We start from the raw sequence: 18,978 nt of genomic DNA on the forward strand, positions 1-18,978 counted from the left end.
TCGTTGGAACCCGTTGATAGAACCTACTATCAGCGGAACCCAACTCTTTGTATTTCACAAAATATACGTCGCATCTTTGATTTGTTATTTTCTTTCAAATGCCTTATCTTAAGAAAGGAAGAGTTTTGTTATTATGAGTCAAGAGAGTAAAAGACAAAAGATGATTGAACTTATTGATGAACTGAATAAATATGCTCATGCTTACTATGTTCTTGATAACCCAATTGTATCAGATGCTGAATATGATAGTAAGTATGATGAACTGGTAAAACTAGAAAAAGAATTAGGAGAAGTTTTGCCTTATTCACCAACTCAGAGAATAGGAGATAAGATTTTACCAGAATTTAAAAAACATACCCATCTCTCTAAGCTTTGGAGTATGGATAAAGCACAATCTATAAATGAAATAATAGATTGGCACAATAGAAATTTAAGAGCTATAAATGAATATAATTCATCACATGAGTATAAATTACCAAAACTTGAGTATGTACTGACAAAGAAATTTGATGGTTTAACTATTAATTGTACTTATGATGAAGAAGGAATTTTAAGAATAGCTGCAACGAGAGGAACGGGTGTAATAGGTGAAAATGTAACAGAACAAGCTAAAACTATAAAAAGCCTTCCACTAAGAATAGATAATGATTTTGTATTTGAAATTCATGGTGAGGCTATTATGACTCAGGAAGCTTTTCAAAAATATAATGAGAATGCAGAAGTTCCTTTAAAAAATTTAAGAAATGGTGCTGCTGGTGCACTTAGAAACTTAAATGTAAAAGAAACTGCTAAAAGAAATCTGTCTGCTTTCTTTTATGATATTGGATATAGTGAAGGCAAAGAATTTGATTCATATTTAGAAATGATGGAATTCATAAAAGAAAAGGGATTTCCTGTTGATGATTATATGGTTGTTTGTAGCAGCATAGACGAAATAAAAAAGCAGATAGATTATATTGAAAAAATAAGAAGTGATTTGAATTATGATATTGATGGTGTTGTTATTGCAGTAAATGATATCAGAACTAGAGAAATTTTAGGATATACTGTTAAATTCCCTAAATGGGCTATTGCATATAAATTTGCAGCAGAAGAAGCAACAACTAAACTATTAGATGTAGAATGGAATGTTGGAAGAAGTGGAAGAGTTACCCCTACGGCAATATTAGAACCAGTTGAAATAGGAGGAGTTACAGTAAAAAGAGCAACTTTAAATAATATTGATGATATAAGAAGAAAAGGTGTTAAAATAGGATGTAATGTATTTGTTCGTCGTTCAAATGATGTAATACCAGAGATTATGGGTGTAGTTGAAGACACATTGTATGGTAGCAGAGAAATTACAGTTCCTAAAACCTGCCCTAGCTGTGGAAGTGAAATCAAACAGTATGGTGTGCATTATTTTTGTGAAAATACTCTTTCATGCAAACCACAATTGATAAAGAGCATTGTGCATTATGCAGGAAGAGAAGCAATGAATATTGCAGGTTTCAGCGAAAAAACTGCAGAACAGCTTTTTGAAGAACTAAATATAAAATCAATACCAGAACTTTATAAAATAACTAAAGAACAATTGCTTTCATTAGATAGATTTGGGGAGAAAAAGGCGTATAATCTCTTAAAAGCCATTGAGAACAGTAAAAATTGTAGTTTACCATCATTTATTTATGCACTAGGAATACCTAATGTTGGCAAAAAGACTGCCTATGATATAGCACAAAAGTTCAAGTCACTTGATAGAATTCAAAATGCTACATTCGATGAATTGGTATTAGTAAACGATATAGGTGATACTGTGGCACAGTGTATAATAGACTTTTTTAGTGATGATACAATAAAGAATAATATAAATGAATTGTTAGAACAAGGAGTAACACCTGTGTATGAGGAGAAGAAAATTGATGAAAATATTTTCACGGGTAAAACGGTAGTTGTTACTGGTTCTCTTGAAAACTACTCAAGAGCTTCAATAAAAGAAAAACTTCAATCATTAGGTGCAAAAGTATCTAGTAGTGTAAGCAAAAAGACGGATTATGTTATTGTTGGAAAAGAACCCGGTTCTAAATATGATAAAGCATTACAGCTTGGTATTAACATAATTTCCGAAGAAGAATTTGAAAATATGATACAGTAAAAAATGCCTGTCCTAATCTTTCGAGGACAGGCATTTTTGTTAATTTACAACGGGTATTTTTATTAATTTATAATTGTTATTTTTTCAAATATTTTCTCAGCTGTCTTTTAATAAATATAAAAAGCAGTGGTAAGGAATATATTAGTTGTCCAGCAGTTGACATTGATTCTCCAAATTGAGGGAATATAGAGTAAAGACCTTCTCCAAATAAATGTCCACCAATTAAAATCAAAAGCAGATTTAGTATTGAAAATAATATTGTTATATTTAGTTTTATGGTTGTTTTAAATAATATAAAAGCTAAAACAAGAGAAGCCAATATACCTATGAATATTCCAATTACGATTGTAATGTTGAATTCAGCGGCATATGGTAATAGGAACATGATTATCTCTAAGCTCTCTCTGAATATAGTTACGAACGATAATAGTAATAAGCTAAATGCTGTTAATTTAACATTATATTTCTGATTTATATCTAATGAAAAGTTTTTGCTTTGCTTACCAACCCATATTATGCTGTATAATATTAAACCAGCTAGGAAAATCATCATAGCACCTAAGAAAATTTGTTCGGCATATCCTTCCAAATTATTAACTTGTCCAATCAATAATTTACCGGATATTAAACTAGCTATTATACCAATAATGGAGCCAGCATAAATATATTTAGATAAATCTGTTCTATAGATTTTATGCAAGTAAACAATAAGAGGGATAATAATCAAAAGCATCTCTAAACATTCTCTGAAAGTGATTATTATAGGTGTTAGCATCTTATCACCTCCTAACTGTTCTTAATATATTATAGAGGAGTTATAAAGATATTGTTACAATTAAGGATTAACAATGGAAACTTAATTCTGCATGATTACTGAAATATAAGTTGTTTTGTGGTAAAATAAAAATGTTGTGAATAAATTGTTGAAAAATCAAACTTTATTGAGTTATAATAACTAAATAACGAGAAAGTGAGGGATACTATGTCAGTTACAAAAAAGGATGTTGAATATGTTGCAAAACTTGCAAGATTAGAATTTGCTGAAGATGAAAAAGAAGCATTAATAAATGACTTGAACAGTATTTTAGGATATATAGATAAATTAAATGAACTAGATACAGATGATGTTGATATAGTTGTTAATCCATATTATTTAGAAAATAAGTTCAGAGAAGACGAGGTTCAACCTTCTCTACAGTTAAAGGATGTAATTGATAATGCACCTAAACATTTAGAAGAATACATAGTTGTTCCAAGAGTTGTAGAATAGCTGAAATTGAGTTTAGAATAGAAGAGGTGATTTTTTTGGAATTATATAGATTAAAAGCTCATGAACTTAGAGATTTGATACATAACAAAGAAGTAAAATGTACTGAAGTTACGGAAGCATTATTAAATAGAATTGAGGAAGTTGATGATAAAATCGGAGCATTCTTATATGTTGCTAGGGAAGAGGCAATGAATGCTGCAAAAAATGTTGATGATAAAATTAGCAAGGGTGAAAAGGTAGGAGACCTTGCAGGTATACCTATTGCAGTTAAGGATAATATAAGCGTTAAAGGAATGCAGAATACATGCGCATCTAAGATTTTACAAGGATATAAAGCTCCTTATGATGCACATCTAGTAGAAAACTTAAAAAGAGAGAATGCAGTAATATTAGGAAAGACTAATATGGATGAATTTGCAATGGGTTCATCAAATGAAACAAGTGCCTACAAAATGGTTAAGAATCCTTGGGATTTAGATAGGGTACCGGGAGGATCATCAGGTGGTTCAGCAGCGGCAGTTGCAGCTTTTGAAGCACCACTATCATTGGGTACTGAAACAGGAGGATCTGTTAGACAACCAGCTTCATTATGTGGTGTTGTTGGATTGAAGCCTACATATGGAAGAGTTTCAAGATATGGCGTTGTAGCTTTTGGTTCAACATTAGATCAGGTTGGACCTATGGCAAGAGATGTTGAAGATTGTGCTATTATAGCAGAGGCTATTTCAGGACTAGATGATAGAGATTCTACTACTGCTGATATTACTGTTCAAGATTATAAAAAGAGTCTTAACAAGGACATTAGAGGTAAAAGAATAGGTATTCCAAAAGAATATTTTGGAGAAGGTCTGAATGATGGTATTAGAAAAAGTGTTGAAGAAGCAGTAAAGGTTTTAGAAGATAATGGTGCTATTGTTGAGGAATGTTCATTACCATTGTCAGAATATGCTCTTGCTGCATATTACATAATAGGTAGTGCTGAAGCATCTTCTAACTTAGCAAGATTTGATGGCGTAAGATATGGATATAGAGCTAAAGAATTTGAAGATGCAGTTGATTTGTACTATAAGTCAAGAAGCCAAGGATTTGGAAAAGAAGTGAAGAGAAGAATAATGCTTGGAACATATGCATTGTCAGCAGGATACTATGATGCATACTATAAAAAGGCTCTTAAAGTTAGAAATTTAATAAAGAAGGATTTTGAGAGAATATTTAAAGAGTTTGATGCAGTTATTTCGCCTACTTCACCAACAATTGCATTTAAATTGGGTGAAAAAATAAATGATCCACTATCTATGTATTTATCTGATATTTATACAGTACCAGTTAATATAGCAGGAATTCCAGCTATATCAGTGCCATGTGGTATAGTTGATGGTATGCCGGTTGGACTTCAAATAATGGGTAATTACTACAGAGAAGATACTCTGTTTAATTTGGCTTATAGCTTTGAACAGTCTACAGATTGGCATAAAAAATTTGCAAATATTTAATATATAGTATACTAAAAAAATTTGCTAATCATTAGTTGCTAGTTACTACAGTGGAGAGTAGTTTTATTACTAAAGCTGGCTATGCCTTTGATGGATAAGAGTAATTAGAGATTAGAGATCAGTGATTAGAGATTAGAGATTAGAGATTAGAGATTAGTGATTGGAGATTGAAGGTTGGAGCTTGAAGATTGAAGATTGAATTAAAGTTGAGGATGGTGAGAATTAAATGAATTATGATACAGTCATTGGGCTAGAAGTTCACGTTGAACTGTCTACTAAAACTAAAATATTCTGTGGATGTACAACAGAATTTGGAGGTCAGCCTAATACTCATGTTTGTCCAGTTTGTATGGGATTACCGGGGGCACTTCCAACATTAAATAAAAGAGTGGTTGAATACGGGATTAAATCTGGTCTTGCACTTGGATGTTCAATAAATAAAGTTTGCAGGATGGATAGAAAAAATTATTTTTATCCAGATGCACCAAGAAATTATCAGATAACACAGGATGAATTTCCTATCTGCAGGGATGGATATATAGACATAGAATTTGAAGATGGAACAAAGAAGAGAATTGGTATTGAGAGAATACATATGGAAGATGACGCAGGAAAACTACTTCATACCAAAGCGGGATCATTAATTGATTTTAATAGAGCGGGAGTTCCACTTCTTGAAATAGTATCAAGACCAGACATGAGTTCTGCAGAAGAGGCTATTTTATATTTAGAAAAGCTTAAAGGTATATTAACGTGTATAGGTGTATCAGATTGTAAGATGGAGCAAGGTTCTCTTAGATGTGATTTAAATGTATCAGTAAAACCAGCAGGTAGTGAAAAATTAGGAGTAAGGTCTGAAATTAAAAATTTGAATTCATTTAAATCACTTGAAAAGGCAATAGAGTATGAAGTTAAAAGACAAATAGAAGCAATAGAAAATGGTGAAAAACTATTTGTTGAAACAAGAAGATGGGATGAAGAAAATTTAAGAACTCTTTCTATGAGAAGCAAGGAAGCAGCGAATGATTATAGATACTTTCCAGAAGGAGATTTAGTCACATTAAATATTTCTGATGAATGGATAGAAGAAATAAGAAAGACAATACCAGAACTTCCACATGAAAAATATGTTAGATTTATCAAACAGTATAATTTACCAAAGTATGATGCAAATATTATAACATCATCATATGATGTGGCTGATTTCTTTGAAGAAACAGTTGATATTTGTAGTGACTCTAAGGCAGTTGCAAATTGGATTATGGGCGATATTTCTGCATTTATGAATGAAAAAAATATTGGCATAAATGATACTAAAATTACACCACAGCATTTGGGTAATTTAATAAAACTAATAAATGATGGTAAAATATCAAATGCGATTGGTAAAAAAGTTTTAAGTGAAATGCTCGAAAATGGTAAAATGCCAGAAACTATAGTTGAAGAAAAAGGACTTATTCAGAATAGTGATGAAAGTGCAATTTTAGATATGGTTAAAAATGTGCTTGAATCAAACCCAGACAATGTTGCAGAGTACAAAAATGGAAGAACAAATTTATTTGGATGGTTTGTAGGACAGGTAATGAAGATGTCAAAAGGTAAAGCTAATCCTAAAATTGTTAGCAAGTTAATGAAAGAAGAAATAGAGAAGATGTAGAATTGATAAAAGGGGTTGTCAGTAAATCAAAAACAATGCAATGTATTGTATACGAAGTTTTTTTCTGACAATCCCTGTATTATATTTAAATTTAAATATTAGAATTTACGATTTTGTTATATGAATTAACAGTAAGTAAATAGTAAGCCATATATATTAATGTATAACTTATTACACTAATTCCAATGGGAATTGTTAAATTTATATTTAATATATCTCCTAAAACCGATACAGCTACGAAGCTATGAATAGCTCCTAAAACAAGAGGTAAAACAAATATAAATAAAATTTGTTTTGCTATTGAAACTTTGATTTCTCTTTTATTAACGCCTATTTTTTTAAGTAACATATATCTAGGTTTGTCATCATTAGCTTCTGATAATTGCTTAAAAAATATAATGCTTCCTGTAGCCATTAGGAATACCAAACCTAAAAAACTTGCTATAAATATTATCAAACCTGAAATAGCTAAATTTGATTTATAGTTTTCATAGTATGAAGAAAAAATTCCAAATAAATTATTTGCATTTGAGTATTCTTTAGAAATTAAATTATTTAATTCTTTTGTCAATGATTCAGCATCTTTTTTATTAGCATTAATATATGCTTTTACACTATAAATGTTGTTATTGTTACAATATTTATTGTATATTTCATCCTTAACAACAATTGTTCTAGGAGCTATTCCTTTATTAATTATAGGATAATATTTGAAGTTTGTTATATTAAATTGTTCATATTTATTGTTGAAATTAATTTTCAAGGTATTATAAGTGTGATTTTTATTAATATTTTCAGTAAAATATACACATTCATTTGAAGTATTTAGTTTGATTACATATTTAAGTTTCCTTATTTTTGCAATTTCATTATATTTACTTTCAGAAATAATATAACAAGTGGTTGTATAATCGGGAAATTTAGTTTTAGCTTTAATGAATTTGATATTAACGCTGTTTATCATCTTATTTTTAGGATATTTATTCATAATAAACTCAACTTTTTTGTCTAATTTAGTATTATTCATATTAATAACATATGAAAAAGGATAGTGAGTTTCTTGTTTTGTATAAAAACCGTAATATTGACTGGAGGCTATACCCATAGCAGTCAATGTTGTTGCACTAAGCACAGCTATAGTTGCTAATGTTCTTGAGCTACTTTTAATTCTATACAAAAGTTGAGATGTTCCAATCAAATTAATTCCCTTATAATACTTTTTTTTGTTTTTTTTCGATAATTTTATTACAAATAATATGAAAGAAGAAAAAAACATATATGTTCCAGTAATCACAAGTATTAAAGTTGCTAATATCACATAAAGAAAATTTAACTTAAGTTTAATTGCACTAATATATAATATATATCCTCCAATTATTAAGATTATTGAAATTAAAGTAGCAATGATTGATACTTTTGGTTCTTTTTCTCCTTTATTTTCTGCTTTAAAAAGTTCTATGAGTTTAAATCTGTAAATAAGGCTATACCCATGAACAGAAGTAATAAAAAATAAAGTAAAAAATGTGATAAATGTATTTATAATAGCTTTAGGTACTATAGTGAATTTTATATATATAGAAAATCCCATGAGTCTAACTAGGAGCATTATAAATACCTTAGATAGTAAGCTTCCCAATAAAATACCTGTGCCAAGTGCTAGTATTCCCATAACTATATTTTCATAGAATAACATTCGGCCTATTTGCCTTTTTTTAATTCCTAGTAGTGAGTAGAGACCTATTTCTTTCTTCCTTTTTTTTATAAAGAATGAATTTGAATACCAAATAAATATTGCTACAAATATAGCAATAACAATTGAACTAGCTTTAAATGTAACATCTATCTTAGTAATAGATTTACTCATCACTAAAACTTGTTTATTATATTCTATTGATACAAAAGTAAAATATATTATTATACTGAATACCATAGAAGTGAAATATAAAAAATAGTTATAGAAATTTCTTCTTATATTTTTTGACGCAATTTTAAATAAATTCATAGTCATATCCCCTCAATCTATAATTAATATTTTAAATCTCATTAAAACTTCCTCCAAGTGTTCTCAATATATCAATTATTTTTTGAAAAAATTCTTTGCGTGAATTTCCTCTCACAAGTTCACTAAATAATCGTCCATCTTTTATAAATAGAATCCTTTTGCAGTAACTTGCTGCAAAGGCATCGTGTGTAACCATCATTATTGTAGTTTTATTAGTTTTATTTAAATTACTCATGCATTGCAAAAGCTCTGAAGAAGCTCTAGAGTCCAAAGCACCTGTAGGTTCATCTGCTAATATTAATTTTGGATTAGTAATAATAGCTCTTGATGCTGCTGTTCTTTGTTTTTGACCACCTGAAATTTCATATGGATATTTATTTAGTATATCGGTTATTCCAAGAGCATTTGCTACAGTATTTACTTTTTTTTCAATATCTTTGTGATTAACTTGCGAAAGTGCTAATGGTAGAATTATATTTTCTTTAACGGTTAAAGTATCAAGTAGATTAAAATCTTGAAATATAAAGCCTAATTTGTTTCTTCTGAATGATGATAATTTTGTTTCATCCATTTTTAATAAATCATCACCATCTATGATTATCTTTCCACCAGTTGGTTTGTCTATAGTTGATATTATGTTTAATAAAGTAGTTTTTCCAGCACCAGAAGGGCCCATTATACCTATAAATTCTCCTTCTTTAATTTCAAGATTTATATCATGAAGTGCGGTATAAACATTTCCTCTTGAACCATAAACTTTTTTTAGATTTTTAGCAACTAAAACTGTACTCATTGATTTTTCCTCCTCGATATTTTTTGCACATATAGATTATAGTATTTATAAGCAGTGATAACAATTTATTCACCTTACAATTCAAGAATGCAAACTTACAGTTATGTAAGTTTGTAAATATATAAGCTCATTTATAGAAAATGTGTATCATTAAGAACAAAAAAAGCTACAAAATTTTGATTGTAGCTTTGAGTAGATTATTTTTTTACAACATTATAGTAATTTAAAAGTTTAGGGAAATGTATTATAGTTTTTGTATATTCTCCAAAACTTGATTCTATTGTTATGTCATGTCCTAATCTATTTGAAAGTTGTTTTGCTAAATATAATCCCATACCTGTGGACTTATGAAAATTTCTTCCTGTATGTCCAGTAAAACCTTTATCAAAGACCCTTCCGATATCTTCTTTTTTTATGCCTATACCATTATCTTCAATTATGATTCTTTTTTCGGTATCATCTTTTTCAAAATTAATTTTTATTATTCCTTTTTCAGGTGTATACTTTAGTGCATTGGATAAAATCTGATTTATTATGAACATTAGCCATTTTCTATCACTTGAAACTACTAAATCAGTATCCTTTATGTTGATTTTTATTTTTTTATTTATAAATGTTTTAGCATGTTTTCTTACCACTTCTTTTACGATTTTATCTAAAGATATATCGCTTATAAAATAGTCCTTTGAAAATGCATCTATTCTTGAATGATAAAGTATATGTTCAACATAATTATCAATTTTATCTATTTCTTCCTCTATGCTATTAAGAATTTCTTCTAGCGATTTTTTTTTATTATTTTCTATTATTAGTCTGATTACTGCAATGGGATTTTTGATTTCATGTACCCAAGAAGTAATGAATTCTAAATTTCCTTTTTTATCTTCATGAAGCTTCTCAATTTTAGAATTTTTTTGACTGATTAAATTTTTAAGTATTTGGTTATATAAATTTTGTTCATATGTTCTTGGTTCAGGTAGGCAATTAACTATGTTCTCTTCTCTGTTTTCTATCATGTTATTTATATTTTCATAATATTTTTTTGCTAGTAAATATTCAATAATAATATAAATTAAAAAGAATATTAATGAAACACCATTTAAATAAAGAATATTATATACGTTAACCTTTACTCTAGTATCTAAATATATTACTGAAGATATAAAACTCATTAAAATTAGGTAAAATAGTAATAAACGTTGTTTATGTATTAAATATTTGCTAAATTTCATATTATTATATAGCCTTGTCCTTTCTTAGTTTTGATAAAGTTGTCCAATCCGATAGCAGAAAGCTTTTTTCTAAGTCTATTTATATTTACTGTTAAAGTATTATCATCTATAAAGTTTTCATCTTCCCAAAGTTTTCGCATTATAGTATTTCTACTTACTACACTACCGCTATTATTCATTAGTATATTGAGTATTTTAAATTCATTTTTAGATAGTTCTATTGTTTTTTTATTATAGATAAGAGTACTATTTTTTAAATTTAATATTACATCGTTGTATTCAATAACAGCTGGTTCAATATTTGTATATGAATATGTTCTTCTTAAAAGAGCATTTATTTTTGCAATTAATACATCAAGAGAAAAAGGTTTTTGTATAAAATCATCTCCGCCAATATTAATTGCCATAATAATATCCATATTTGTATTTCGTGAAGATATGAATAAGATAGGTACTTTTGAAATTTCTCTTATTTTAGTACACCAATAGAAACCGTCAAAATGTGGAAGATTTATATCCATGAGTATTAAATGAGGTTCGTATCTTACAAATACATTTAATACTTCATTAAAATCATATATGCATAAGCCATCAAATCCCCATTTCTTAATATTTTCCAATATTATTTCTTTAATTTTTGGGTCATCTTCAACTATCATTATTTTAAACATTTGTATAGGCTCCTTTATTAATTTGAAAGATTACAATTTCTATGAGGATAAGATTTATAAAAATGAGTTTATCTAAATTTTAGATGTATATGAATATTATATAACATTTACTTGTTACTTTGTATATTAAAAATAAAGATCTAATTTGTGTAGTATTTAATATTTAACCATTTTAAAAATTACAATTTGCTATAAAATCAAAGCAAAAGTGGTAGAATATATTTAGGGAGATGATATGTTAAAAAAAACCTAGTATATTTGACATATGATTGGATTTTTTATATACTTTGATTATCAAATAATTTGATTATCAAAACTAAAAGGAGATAGTTTTAATGAAATTACCAACATTAAAAATAGGAAATTTAATTGCTAATATACCGATTATACAAGGGGGAATGGGAATAGGAGTATCACTTTCTAAATTAGCATCAGCGGTGGCTAATGAAGGTGGTATTGGTGTTATTTCGGCAGTGCAAATTGGCTTTAGGGAGAAGGACTTTGAAAAAAATAATAAATTAGCAAATTTGAGAGCACTTGCAAATGAAATTAGAAAAGCGAAAGAATTAAGTCCAAAAGGAATAATAGGGGTAAATATTTTGGTGGCTGCAAATGATTATGCTGAATTAGTAAAAACAGCAGTTAAAGAAAAAATAGATCTTATTATTTCGGGTGCAGGAATACCTAAAGATTTACCTAAATATGTAAAAGGAACCGATACAAAAGCTGTACCTATAGTATCATCAGGTAAGGCAGCGGCTCTTATAGCAAAACTGTGGAAGAGAAGATATGATTATTTGCCTGATGCTATTATTGTTGAAGGACCTGAAGCAGGCGGGCATTTAGGATTTTCAGAGGAAGCACTTAATAAATCACCTAAACCATCACTTGAGAATATTCTCAAAGAGGTAATTACTGCAATAAAACCTTTTGAAGATAATTATAATAAGACCATTCCTGTAATAGTAGCGGGTGGAGTTTATTCAGGAGAGGATATTGCTAAATTTATTAGTTTGGGTGCAGCTGGTGTTCAAATGGCAACTAGATTTGTTGCAACTGAAGAATGTGATGCTCACATTAATTTTAAAAATGCATATGTTGAAGCTAAGGAAGAAGATGTAAAGATTATTAAGAGTCCTGTTGGTATGCCAGGTAGAGCCATTAAAAATGCTTTTGTTGAAAAAATTGAAAAAATCAATATTCCAGTAAGGTACTGCTATAATTGTTTAAAGACGTGTAATCCAGCTACTACGCCATATTGCATATCACGAGCACTTATAAACGCTGTGGAAGGAAATGTTGAAAATGGTTTGATATTTGCTGGAAGCAATGTGGGACTTGTAGATAAAATCACTACAGTAAAAGAGCTGATGTCAACATTAGTTGATGAAGCAGAAAAAGTATAATCTAATCAATTCCACAAGATTCCCACTTTTATGAGTGGGGTATTGGGGTTTTTTTCTTCATGTGGAGTGGAGTTTCCACATGAAGTCTCGATGTTTTGCTTCAGCAAAACGAGTTCACTCAAGAAAAATAATAAACCATATGTGAAATTATTTAAATTTCACATATGGTTTTATGTTGTATTTCTAATTGAACATCAAATTTTTGTCTTATGTTATCATCTACTTGATGGGAAATATATAATAGTGTCAATTCATCATTCGCCAATAATTTGTTTAATATAATATTAGCTGTTTCATTATCCAAGTTGGATAAGCTCTCGTCCAAAATCATAATATCAGCTTTATATAAATAAATACGTGCTAATGCAATACGTTGCTTTTCTCCACCAGATAAATTGATGCCGCTTTGACCAATCATTGCATTTATACCTAATTCAGTACGAGCAAGCACATAGCCTAATCCAGCAAAATTGACTGCATCCATGATTTCTTTATCAGAAAATGTGTCTTGAAACAAACAGATATTTTCCTTAATGGTTGCTTGGAATATGAAAGGTACCTGAGAATTTATAGATACTAGTCTACAATAATCTTCTACTTTTATTTTCTGGATATCAACTTGATCCATTAGAATTTTACCGTGGTTAGGAACAAGCTCTTTTGAAATAAGTTTAATTAACGTTGATTTTCCAACACCACTTTTTCCTTGTAACAGATATTTTTTACCTTTTATAAAAGAATAGTTTACTTGCTTTAATACTATATTATCTTCATATTTGAAGCTTACGTTATTCAAACTTAGAGAATAGTCGAAACTTACCTTTTCCTGGTAATCGCATTTTTCTTCAATAACTACATCATTAGAAAGATGTTTTTGTAATTTTTTGATAACGATTTTAGCAGAATGTAATTCAGTTAGGTCATTACTTAATGAGGTTAATGGAGAAGATATATATACAATTAACTGTGATGCAGCAATCAAAGTTGCAATATCCATATGTCCGGAAACAACAAGCAATGCACCACCGAAAAAGACACCGAGGTATAATATAGAACCTAAATTATATGATAAAACATTAATAAATGAAGTCCATGTTTTTGTAATAAATCGTTGATTTTCTAATTGTTTGCTGCTGTTATTTGTGGTTGCTAATGCTTGAGCTTCAAGATGAAATCCCTTTATTAAATCAAAAGCATTAAGTTCTTCGGTTGTATTTACTGTAAACTCAGATGCTTTTTCTGAAAACTTCTTTTTATTTTGAGCCTGTTTTGGTCCAAAAAATTTAGGAATCATCAGTTGTATAACCACCATAATAAATACAAATATAGAAATGTATGGTGAAATAAGTAATATAGCAATAGCACTGATAATAAATTGCAATATGCTCGTATATATAATAAAAATTGAGGAAAAATACGACCTCTCAACAATATCTAAATCATTGCTCAATAATGAAAACCAATCTCCAGTATTCTTTTTATGGAATTGTGTAGTATTAAGTGAAAATATATTTTTCAATAATTTTCCACGAAGTGAAATTTTGGCATTTTTTATCAATAGCCATTTTGTACGTCTGCAAATAAAATCAATGAAAAAGAATACAATGATATAACCACCAAAACCTAATAAATAGATTCCTATTTTACTAAGGTCTTGATTTTCTGCAATTTGAATACAGAGCATCATTACGTAGGCAAGTCCAACTTCTAATATTGTACTAAACGTTTGTAAAATAATTCCTAATATAAACAACTTTTTATTTTCTTTTATTAAAAAATTACACATAATGTTCCCCTATAAAATTAATAATAATGTTAAAAATATGCTATAATATGTATATTATAGCATATTTTCTATATAATTAACAAATATTATTCATATTTCAATTTTTTTAAGTTCTCAAGAAGTATTTTTTGACAATACGGTATTCTTGAGAGAAGTTAAGCGTATGCAGGCTTTTTCCAAGTACTTAGTTTAAGCATTTTTGAAAATTCTCTCTTATCTTATTATAGTTTTTGCTTACTAATAAATTAGGTATTGTAAAAATTACTTAATTGTTTTTACAATACCTTAGATTTTATTTTCACTAATATATATTACATTATAACATTTACTATCATAATTATTGCTGCAATTAAATTCACAATAGCAAATAATCTCTTTAAATTTTTTGGTTTGCTCTTAACAGCGTACTTGCTACCTAATAATGCACCAATTACTGCTACTATTGTAAGAGGGATAGCTATATGAGGGTTAAAGTCACCATTTATACTGTGTCCAAGGAAGCCCATCAATGCAGTTGCAGCAACCATAGCAGAAGAAGTTCCAACTGCTATTTCCATAGGAACACCACAAGCTAAAACCATAAGTGGAATTTTAAAAGCACCGCCAGATATGCCTATTGCACCTGCAAAAAAACCTACTGCAGCAGTGATTGGAAGAGCTAACCATAGATTAACTACATATTCATTCTCTCCAAACTTTCTTTTCCAGTATCCTAACTTGTGAGTATCTTTTATGTTTTTTTGCTTAACAGGCATAAGCATAAAAATTGACACTGCAACTAATAAAATAGCAAAAATCAATTTTAATGTAGTTCCTTTTATATTTCCAGCATAATATCCACCTATAAAAGCCATTATATCGGTAGGAGGGTCTATTACAAGTGCTAGTTTCCAGTCAACTTTATTATGTTTGTGAAAAATTAGCATAGAAGTAATTGATGTTACAATCATTATAAGCTGTGAAGTAGTTGCTGCATTATGCATTGAAATACCAGCTAATACCATAGCTAAAATATAAAAATTGCCTCCTCCTTTGCCTATCATTGACATTGAAACTGCTATTACAAGTATTACAATACTTAGTATAAATATAGTTCCCATTACAAGCGCTTCCTTTCTATAATTAAAATTTAACATAAAATAGTTGATTTATTGTTACAATGTAATATAATATAACTATATTAGTATTTACTCATATAATTAAAACACAGTAATTTAAAAATGTCAATATATTGAATTTGTCAATTTATATTTGGATGTATGCCCTGTTTAGTTTACAGGCAATGTGGACTTGTTTTGCTAAATCAAAACATTAGTATTTCAAGTTATATTATTCACGAAATTGATTTGTTACTGCATATAGTGATGAATTTTTATTAAAAATACTTTCTGTGGGATAACCACTGTATAAAAAATTAAGGAGAGATTAAATATGCAAAAATTTGATGAGCTATTAAGAGAACTTGATTTGAATTTCTTTGGTAGTGGAAAGCACAAAATGACTATCGAGAAGGCAATGGAACTAAAGAAGGAAGATAAGGTTTTCATTCTCGATGTAAGATCAAAACAGGAAAACGATTATTTAAAATTTGAATTTGCGACGAACATTCCTACAAGCGAAATTCCAGATAGAGTTCAAGAAATTCCAAAGGATAAGACTGTAGCAATATTCTGTACAGGTGCTACTAGAGCAACAATAGTATATACATATTTAAAAGTGGCTGGATATGAAGATGTAAAAATAATAACAAACAACATAAATGATATTGCAGGTTTATTTAAACCAGGATATGTTTTAAAAAACAGTTAAAACAGTTAAAACAGTTAAAACAGTTAAAACAGTTAAAATAGTTAAAATAGATAAATAGATAAATAAAGAAATAGAGAGATAAAGAAATAAAGAAATAAGTAGAGAAATAAAAATAAAGAGATGTAAAAATAACTAAAGTACTAAAATAAAGTAAAAAGAAATTGCACAGAACTTCAAGGAGTCTGTGCAATTTCTTTTTAAAATTAGGGACGGTTCAGCTGAAATAGTATTTTTAACAAAAACAGGAACACAAAAAATCAAACGATTATAAACAGTAGAGGAAATAGAATAGAAATAGAATAATGAATGGTAAATCAACATATTCATTAAATATATTTATTAAACATTTGTAATAATATTTGTAATAATTCAGAAATAATGATATTATTTTTATAGGGACAGTTAGGTATTTGAAAGAAAATAACAAGTCAAAGATGTGACGTATATTTTGTATCAGACAAGGAAATAGGTTTCGTTCTGGTAGTAGAGCTATCAATGAGCTTTGATGACACAGTATGGTGCAAAATAGACTAGAGTACTGACTAGTTATTTTTAAAGATGCCTTATATAATAAGGGATGTAAGGGGAGAAGTAGATGAGTTTTGTAAGGGTGTATGAAGAAAATGAACAAAATAAGCACAATGGACATAGTTTAAAGATGGCTTTACCTAATATAATGACTTTTGCAAATTTGTTTTTTGGCATAGTAGCTATTTTAAGTGCATCGAGGCTAAAAAATGGGACAACATTAGCATCAATTTTTATACTGATAGCAGCTGTTAATGATAGATTTGATGGTAAAGTAGCTAGAAAGTTCAATGCTGAGAGTGCATTGGGTGAACAGTTGGATTCTTTGGCAGATTTAATATCATTTGGTTTAGCACCGGCATTTGTTGCTTGGTCTATGCAATTGTCAGAACTTAAAATATTGGGTGTTTTTTCAGTTGTTGTTTTTGTATTTGCAGGGGCTTATAGATTAGCTAGATTTAATATAGCTGAATCTAAAAAATATTTTGTTGGTATGCCTATTACTGCTGCAGGAGTTTTTTTGTCGGTCAATAATATTTTTATGTCTATTAATCATTTAACTGGTTATGCTGGAATTAAAACCGTTATTATTATGTTAATACTTTCTTATTGTATGGTTTGTAATATTAAAATTAAAAAAATGTAATTTATCGTGGTATATGTCTATAATAGATGTATACCACATTTGGATTTACAGATAACAAATTAATGATTTCTGAAACATGGGAAAAAGAGTGCATGGATATTTACAGATAACAAGTTAATGATTTTTCATGGTTATTAATATTAAGATTAACGAAATGCAGGAAATTATTTATTAAAGGATGGCTAAAGTATGGATATTTATTATATAGAGAGAGCAACAGGTAAAAGAAAAAAAGAGATTGTAGCTGGTGATAGGTTTTTGAGGTGGATTTATGATACTAAGGTAGGAAATGCGATATTAGAAACACTAGTTAAGAAAAAAGTATTTTCAGTGATATATGGGAAATTTCAAGATTTTTCTTTTAGCAGAAAGAAGATAAAAGCTTTCATTCAAGATTTTCAAATAGATATGAGCGAGGCAGAAAGAGAACATGCTTATGAATACAGTAATTTTAATGATTTTTTTACAAGGAAATTAAAAAAGAAGTCAAGACCTATATCTATGAATGTTGAACATTTGATTTCTCCAGCAGATGGTCGTGTTTTGGCTTATGAAAATATAGACAAGGATAAAGTGATTCAAGTAAAAGGTTCATATTATAAATTAAGAGATTTATTATATGATGATAATATTGCTAATGAATATGATAAAGGTGTATGTATTGTCATTAGGTTATGTCCCTCAGATTATCATCGCTTCCATTTTCCAGATAGTGGTACGGCTTATGAATCAAAAAAAATAAAGGGACAATATTATTCTGTAAATCCTATAGCACTCAATAAAATTGTTGATTTATATTGTCAGAATAAGAGGGAAATAACATTGTTTGAATCGGATAATTTTGGGGAAATGATTCTTTGTGAAGTTGGAGCGACATGTGTAGGCTCAATAATACAGACCTACAATGCAGGACAACATGTAGAAAAGGGTGAAGAAAAAGGTTATTTTAAATTCGGAGGTTCTACTGTGATTTTGTTCTTAAAAAGCGGTCAAATAAAAATAGATGAGGATATATGTGCAAATACTAAATTGGGTATAGAAACAAAAGTAAATATGGGAGAAAGACTTGGAAGAAAAATATGGTAAAGAGGTAATTGAACAATTACCTCTTATTCTCTTTCATTTTTTATTATTGTACTAAATTTTTCATAAATTTTAACATTTTGTGTGGAAGTCTCCCATCTTCTATAAGTGGGAGATGGATAACACCATTTTTGAAAGGGTTCAATGCCCTTGAAAAAATGCACTCCACTTGATATAATGAAAATATAAAAGTTCTTATAAAACTGAATATATAAGGTTGTGGTAAGAAAAAGCTTTACCACGTAAAATATTCAAGCACACGCCCTGCACCAAAAGAGCGAAAACCAAGCCTTGACGTTGGTGCAGTCCGAACTATTACAATCGTCTAAGACGGTGGTTTCTTGCCAGGAAATAAAACTGGTATTATATCGAGGTCGGTGCGACCTTTTGAGCTTGGGTAAACTTGGCACGTTGGTGCTATTGACCAAGAAGCTCCCACTTCAACGAAGTAAGTGGCGAGTAGTTCAC

At 29.0% G+C, this 18,978-nt stretch carries 15 protein-coding genes; 8 read left to right on the forward strand and 7 right to left on the reverse strand.

Features of this window, described 5'->3' with window-relative positions:
• Positions 1-133 precede the first annotated feature (133 nt).
• Positions 134-2,134: an NAD-dependent DNA ligase LigA gene (gene ligA, locus CLTEP_RS06870; protein ID WP_066824530.1), complete on the forward strand. Its 2,001-nt coding sequence runs from the start codon at positions 134-136 to the stop codon at positions 2,132-2,134.
• A gap of 76 nt (positions 2,135-2,210) precedes the next feature.
• On the opposite strand, the gene CLTEP_RS06875 is transcribed toward ligA, so the two are convergent.
• Positions 2,211-2,909: an FTR1 family protein gene (locus CLTEP_RS06875; RefSeq protein WP_066824534.1), complete on the reverse strand. Its 699-nt coding sequence runs from the start codon at positions 2,907-2,909 to the stop codon at positions 2,211-2,213.
• Between the two features lie 207 nt (positions 2,910-3,116).
• On the opposite strand from CLTEP_RS06875, the gene gatC reads away from it, so the two are divergent.
• The 3 genes from gatC (at position 3,117) to gatB (ending at position 6,554) form a co-directional block, all read left to right on the forward strand.
• A complete protein-coding gene (gene gatC / locus CLTEP_RS06880; RefSeq protein ID WP_066824537.1) occupies positions 3,117-3,404 on the forward strand; it encodes an Asp-tRNA(Asn)/Glu-tRNA(Gln) amidotransferase subunit GatC in 288 nt (95 codons plus the stop codon).
• A 35-nt stretch (positions 3,405-3,439) separates the two neighbouring features.
• The gene (gatA, locus tag CLTEP_RS06885; RefSeq protein ID WP_066824547.1) at positions 3,440-4,897 is read left to right on the forward strand and encodes an Asp-tRNA(Asn)/Glu-tRNA(Gln) amidotransferase subunit GatA; all 1,458 of its coding nucleotides are present in this window, start codon (positions 3,440-3,442) and stop codon (positions 4,895-4,897) included.
• A gap of 226 nt (positions 4,898-5,123) precedes the next feature.
• Positions 5,124-6,554, forward strand: a complete 1,431-nt coding sequence (gatB, locus tag CLTEP_RS06890) for an Asp-tRNA(Asn)/Glu-tRNA(Gln) amidotransferase subunit GatB (protein WP_066824550.1) — start codon at positions 5,124-5,126, stop codon at positions 6,552-6,554.
• 91 nt (positions 6,555-6,645) lie between these two features.
• Here gatB and CLTEP_RS06895 read toward each other — a convergent pair whose 3' ends face one another.
• The 4 genes from CLTEP_RS06895 to CLTEP_RS06910 all read right to left on the reverse strand — a co-directional run bounded on the left by CLTEP_RS06895 (position 6,646) and on the right by CLTEP_RS06910 (position 11,252).
• The gene (locus CLTEP_RS06895) at positions 6,646-8,556 is read right to left on the reverse strand and encodes an FtsX-like permease family protein (protein WP_066824553.1); all 1,911 of its coding nucleotides are present in this window, start codon (positions 8,554-8,556) and stop codon (positions 6,646-6,648) included.
• 31 nt (positions 8,557-8,587) lie between these two features.
• Positions 8,588-9,349, reverse strand: a complete 762-nt coding sequence (locus CLTEP_RS06900; RefSeq protein ID WP_066824556.1) for an ABC transporter ATP-binding protein — start codon at positions 9,347-9,349, stop codon at positions 8,588-8,590.
• Positions 9,350-9,546: 197 nt separating this feature from the next.
• Positions 9,547-10,581 carry a sensor histidine kinase gene (locus CLTEP_RS06905; RefSeq protein ID WP_066824559.1) on the reverse strand — a complete coding sequence of 345 codons (1,035 nt, stop codon included), beginning with the start codon at positions 10,579-10,581 and terminating at the stop codon, positions 9,547-9,549.
• The gene (locus CLTEP_RS06910; RefSeq protein WP_066824562.1) at positions 10,578-11,252 is read right to left on the reverse strand and encodes a response regulator transcription factor; all 675 of its coding nucleotides are present in this window, start codon (positions 11,250-11,252) and stop codon (positions 10,578-10,580) included. The genes CLTEP_RS06905 and CLTEP_RS06910 overlap by 4 nt, the downstream gene beginning before the upstream one ends.
• A gap of 335 nt (positions 11,253-11,587) precedes the next feature.
• Between CLTEP_RS06910 and CLTEP_RS06915 the strand changes: the two genes are divergently transcribed.
• The gene (locus CLTEP_RS06915; RefSeq protein WP_066824565.1) at positions 11,588-12,658 is read left to right on the forward strand and encodes an NAD(P)H-dependent flavin oxidoreductase; all 1,071 of its coding nucleotides are present in this window, start codon (positions 11,588-11,590) and stop codon (positions 12,656-12,658) included.
• Positions 12,659-12,809: 151 nt separating this feature from the next.
• On the opposite strand, the gene CLTEP_RS06920 is transcribed toward CLTEP_RS06915, so the two are convergent.
• Positions 12,810-14,444, reverse strand: coding sequence for an ABC transporter ATP-binding protein (locus tag CLTEP_RS06920; RefSeq protein ID WP_066824568.1), 1,635 nt, complete (start codon positions 14,442-14,444; stop codon positions 12,810-12,812).
• A gap of 311 nt (positions 14,445-14,755) precedes the next feature.
• The gene (locus CLTEP_RS06925) at positions 14,756-15,544 is read right to left on the reverse strand and encodes a sulfite exporter TauE/SafE family protein (RefSeq protein WP_066824571.1); all 789 of its coding nucleotides are present in this window, start codon (positions 15,542-15,544) and stop codon (positions 14,756-14,758) included.
• A gap of 331 nt (positions 15,545-15,875) precedes the next feature.
• Here CLTEP_RS06925 and CLTEP_RS06930 point away from each other — a divergent pair, with 331 nt between their 5' ends.
• The 3 genes from CLTEP_RS06930 to CLTEP_RS06940 all read left to right on the forward strand — a co-directional run bounded on the left by CLTEP_RS06930 (position 15,876) and on the right by CLTEP_RS06940 (position 18,513).
• Positions 15,876-16,253 carry a rhodanese-like domain-containing protein gene (locus CLTEP_RS06930; protein WP_066824580.1) on the forward strand — a complete coding sequence of 126 codons (378 nt, stop codon included), beginning with the start codon at positions 15,876-15,878 and terminating at the stop codon, positions 16,251-16,253.
• Positions 16,254-16,848: 595 nt separating this feature from the next.
• Complete coding sequence (pssA, locus tag CLTEP_RS06935; RefSeq protein ID WP_066824583.1) at positions 16,849-17,427, forward strand: CDP-diacylglycerol--serine O-phosphatidyltransferase; 579 nt, start codon at positions 16,849-16,851, stop codon at positions 17,425-17,427.
• A 189-nt stretch (positions 17,428-17,616) separates the two neighbouring features.
• Positions 17,617-18,513, forward strand: a complete 897-nt coding sequence (locus CLTEP_RS06940; protein ID WP_066824585.1) for a phosphatidylserine decarboxylase — start codon at positions 17,617-17,619, stop codon at positions 18,511-18,513.
• The last annotated feature ends 465 nt before the right edge of the window (positions 18,514-18,978 follow it).

The organism is Clostridium tepidiprofundi DSM 19306 (genome assembly GCF_001594005.1).
Taxonomy (GTDB): domain Bacteria; phylum Bacillota; class Clostridia; order Clostridiales; family Clostridiaceae; genus Clostridium_AC; species Clostridium_AC tepidiprofundi.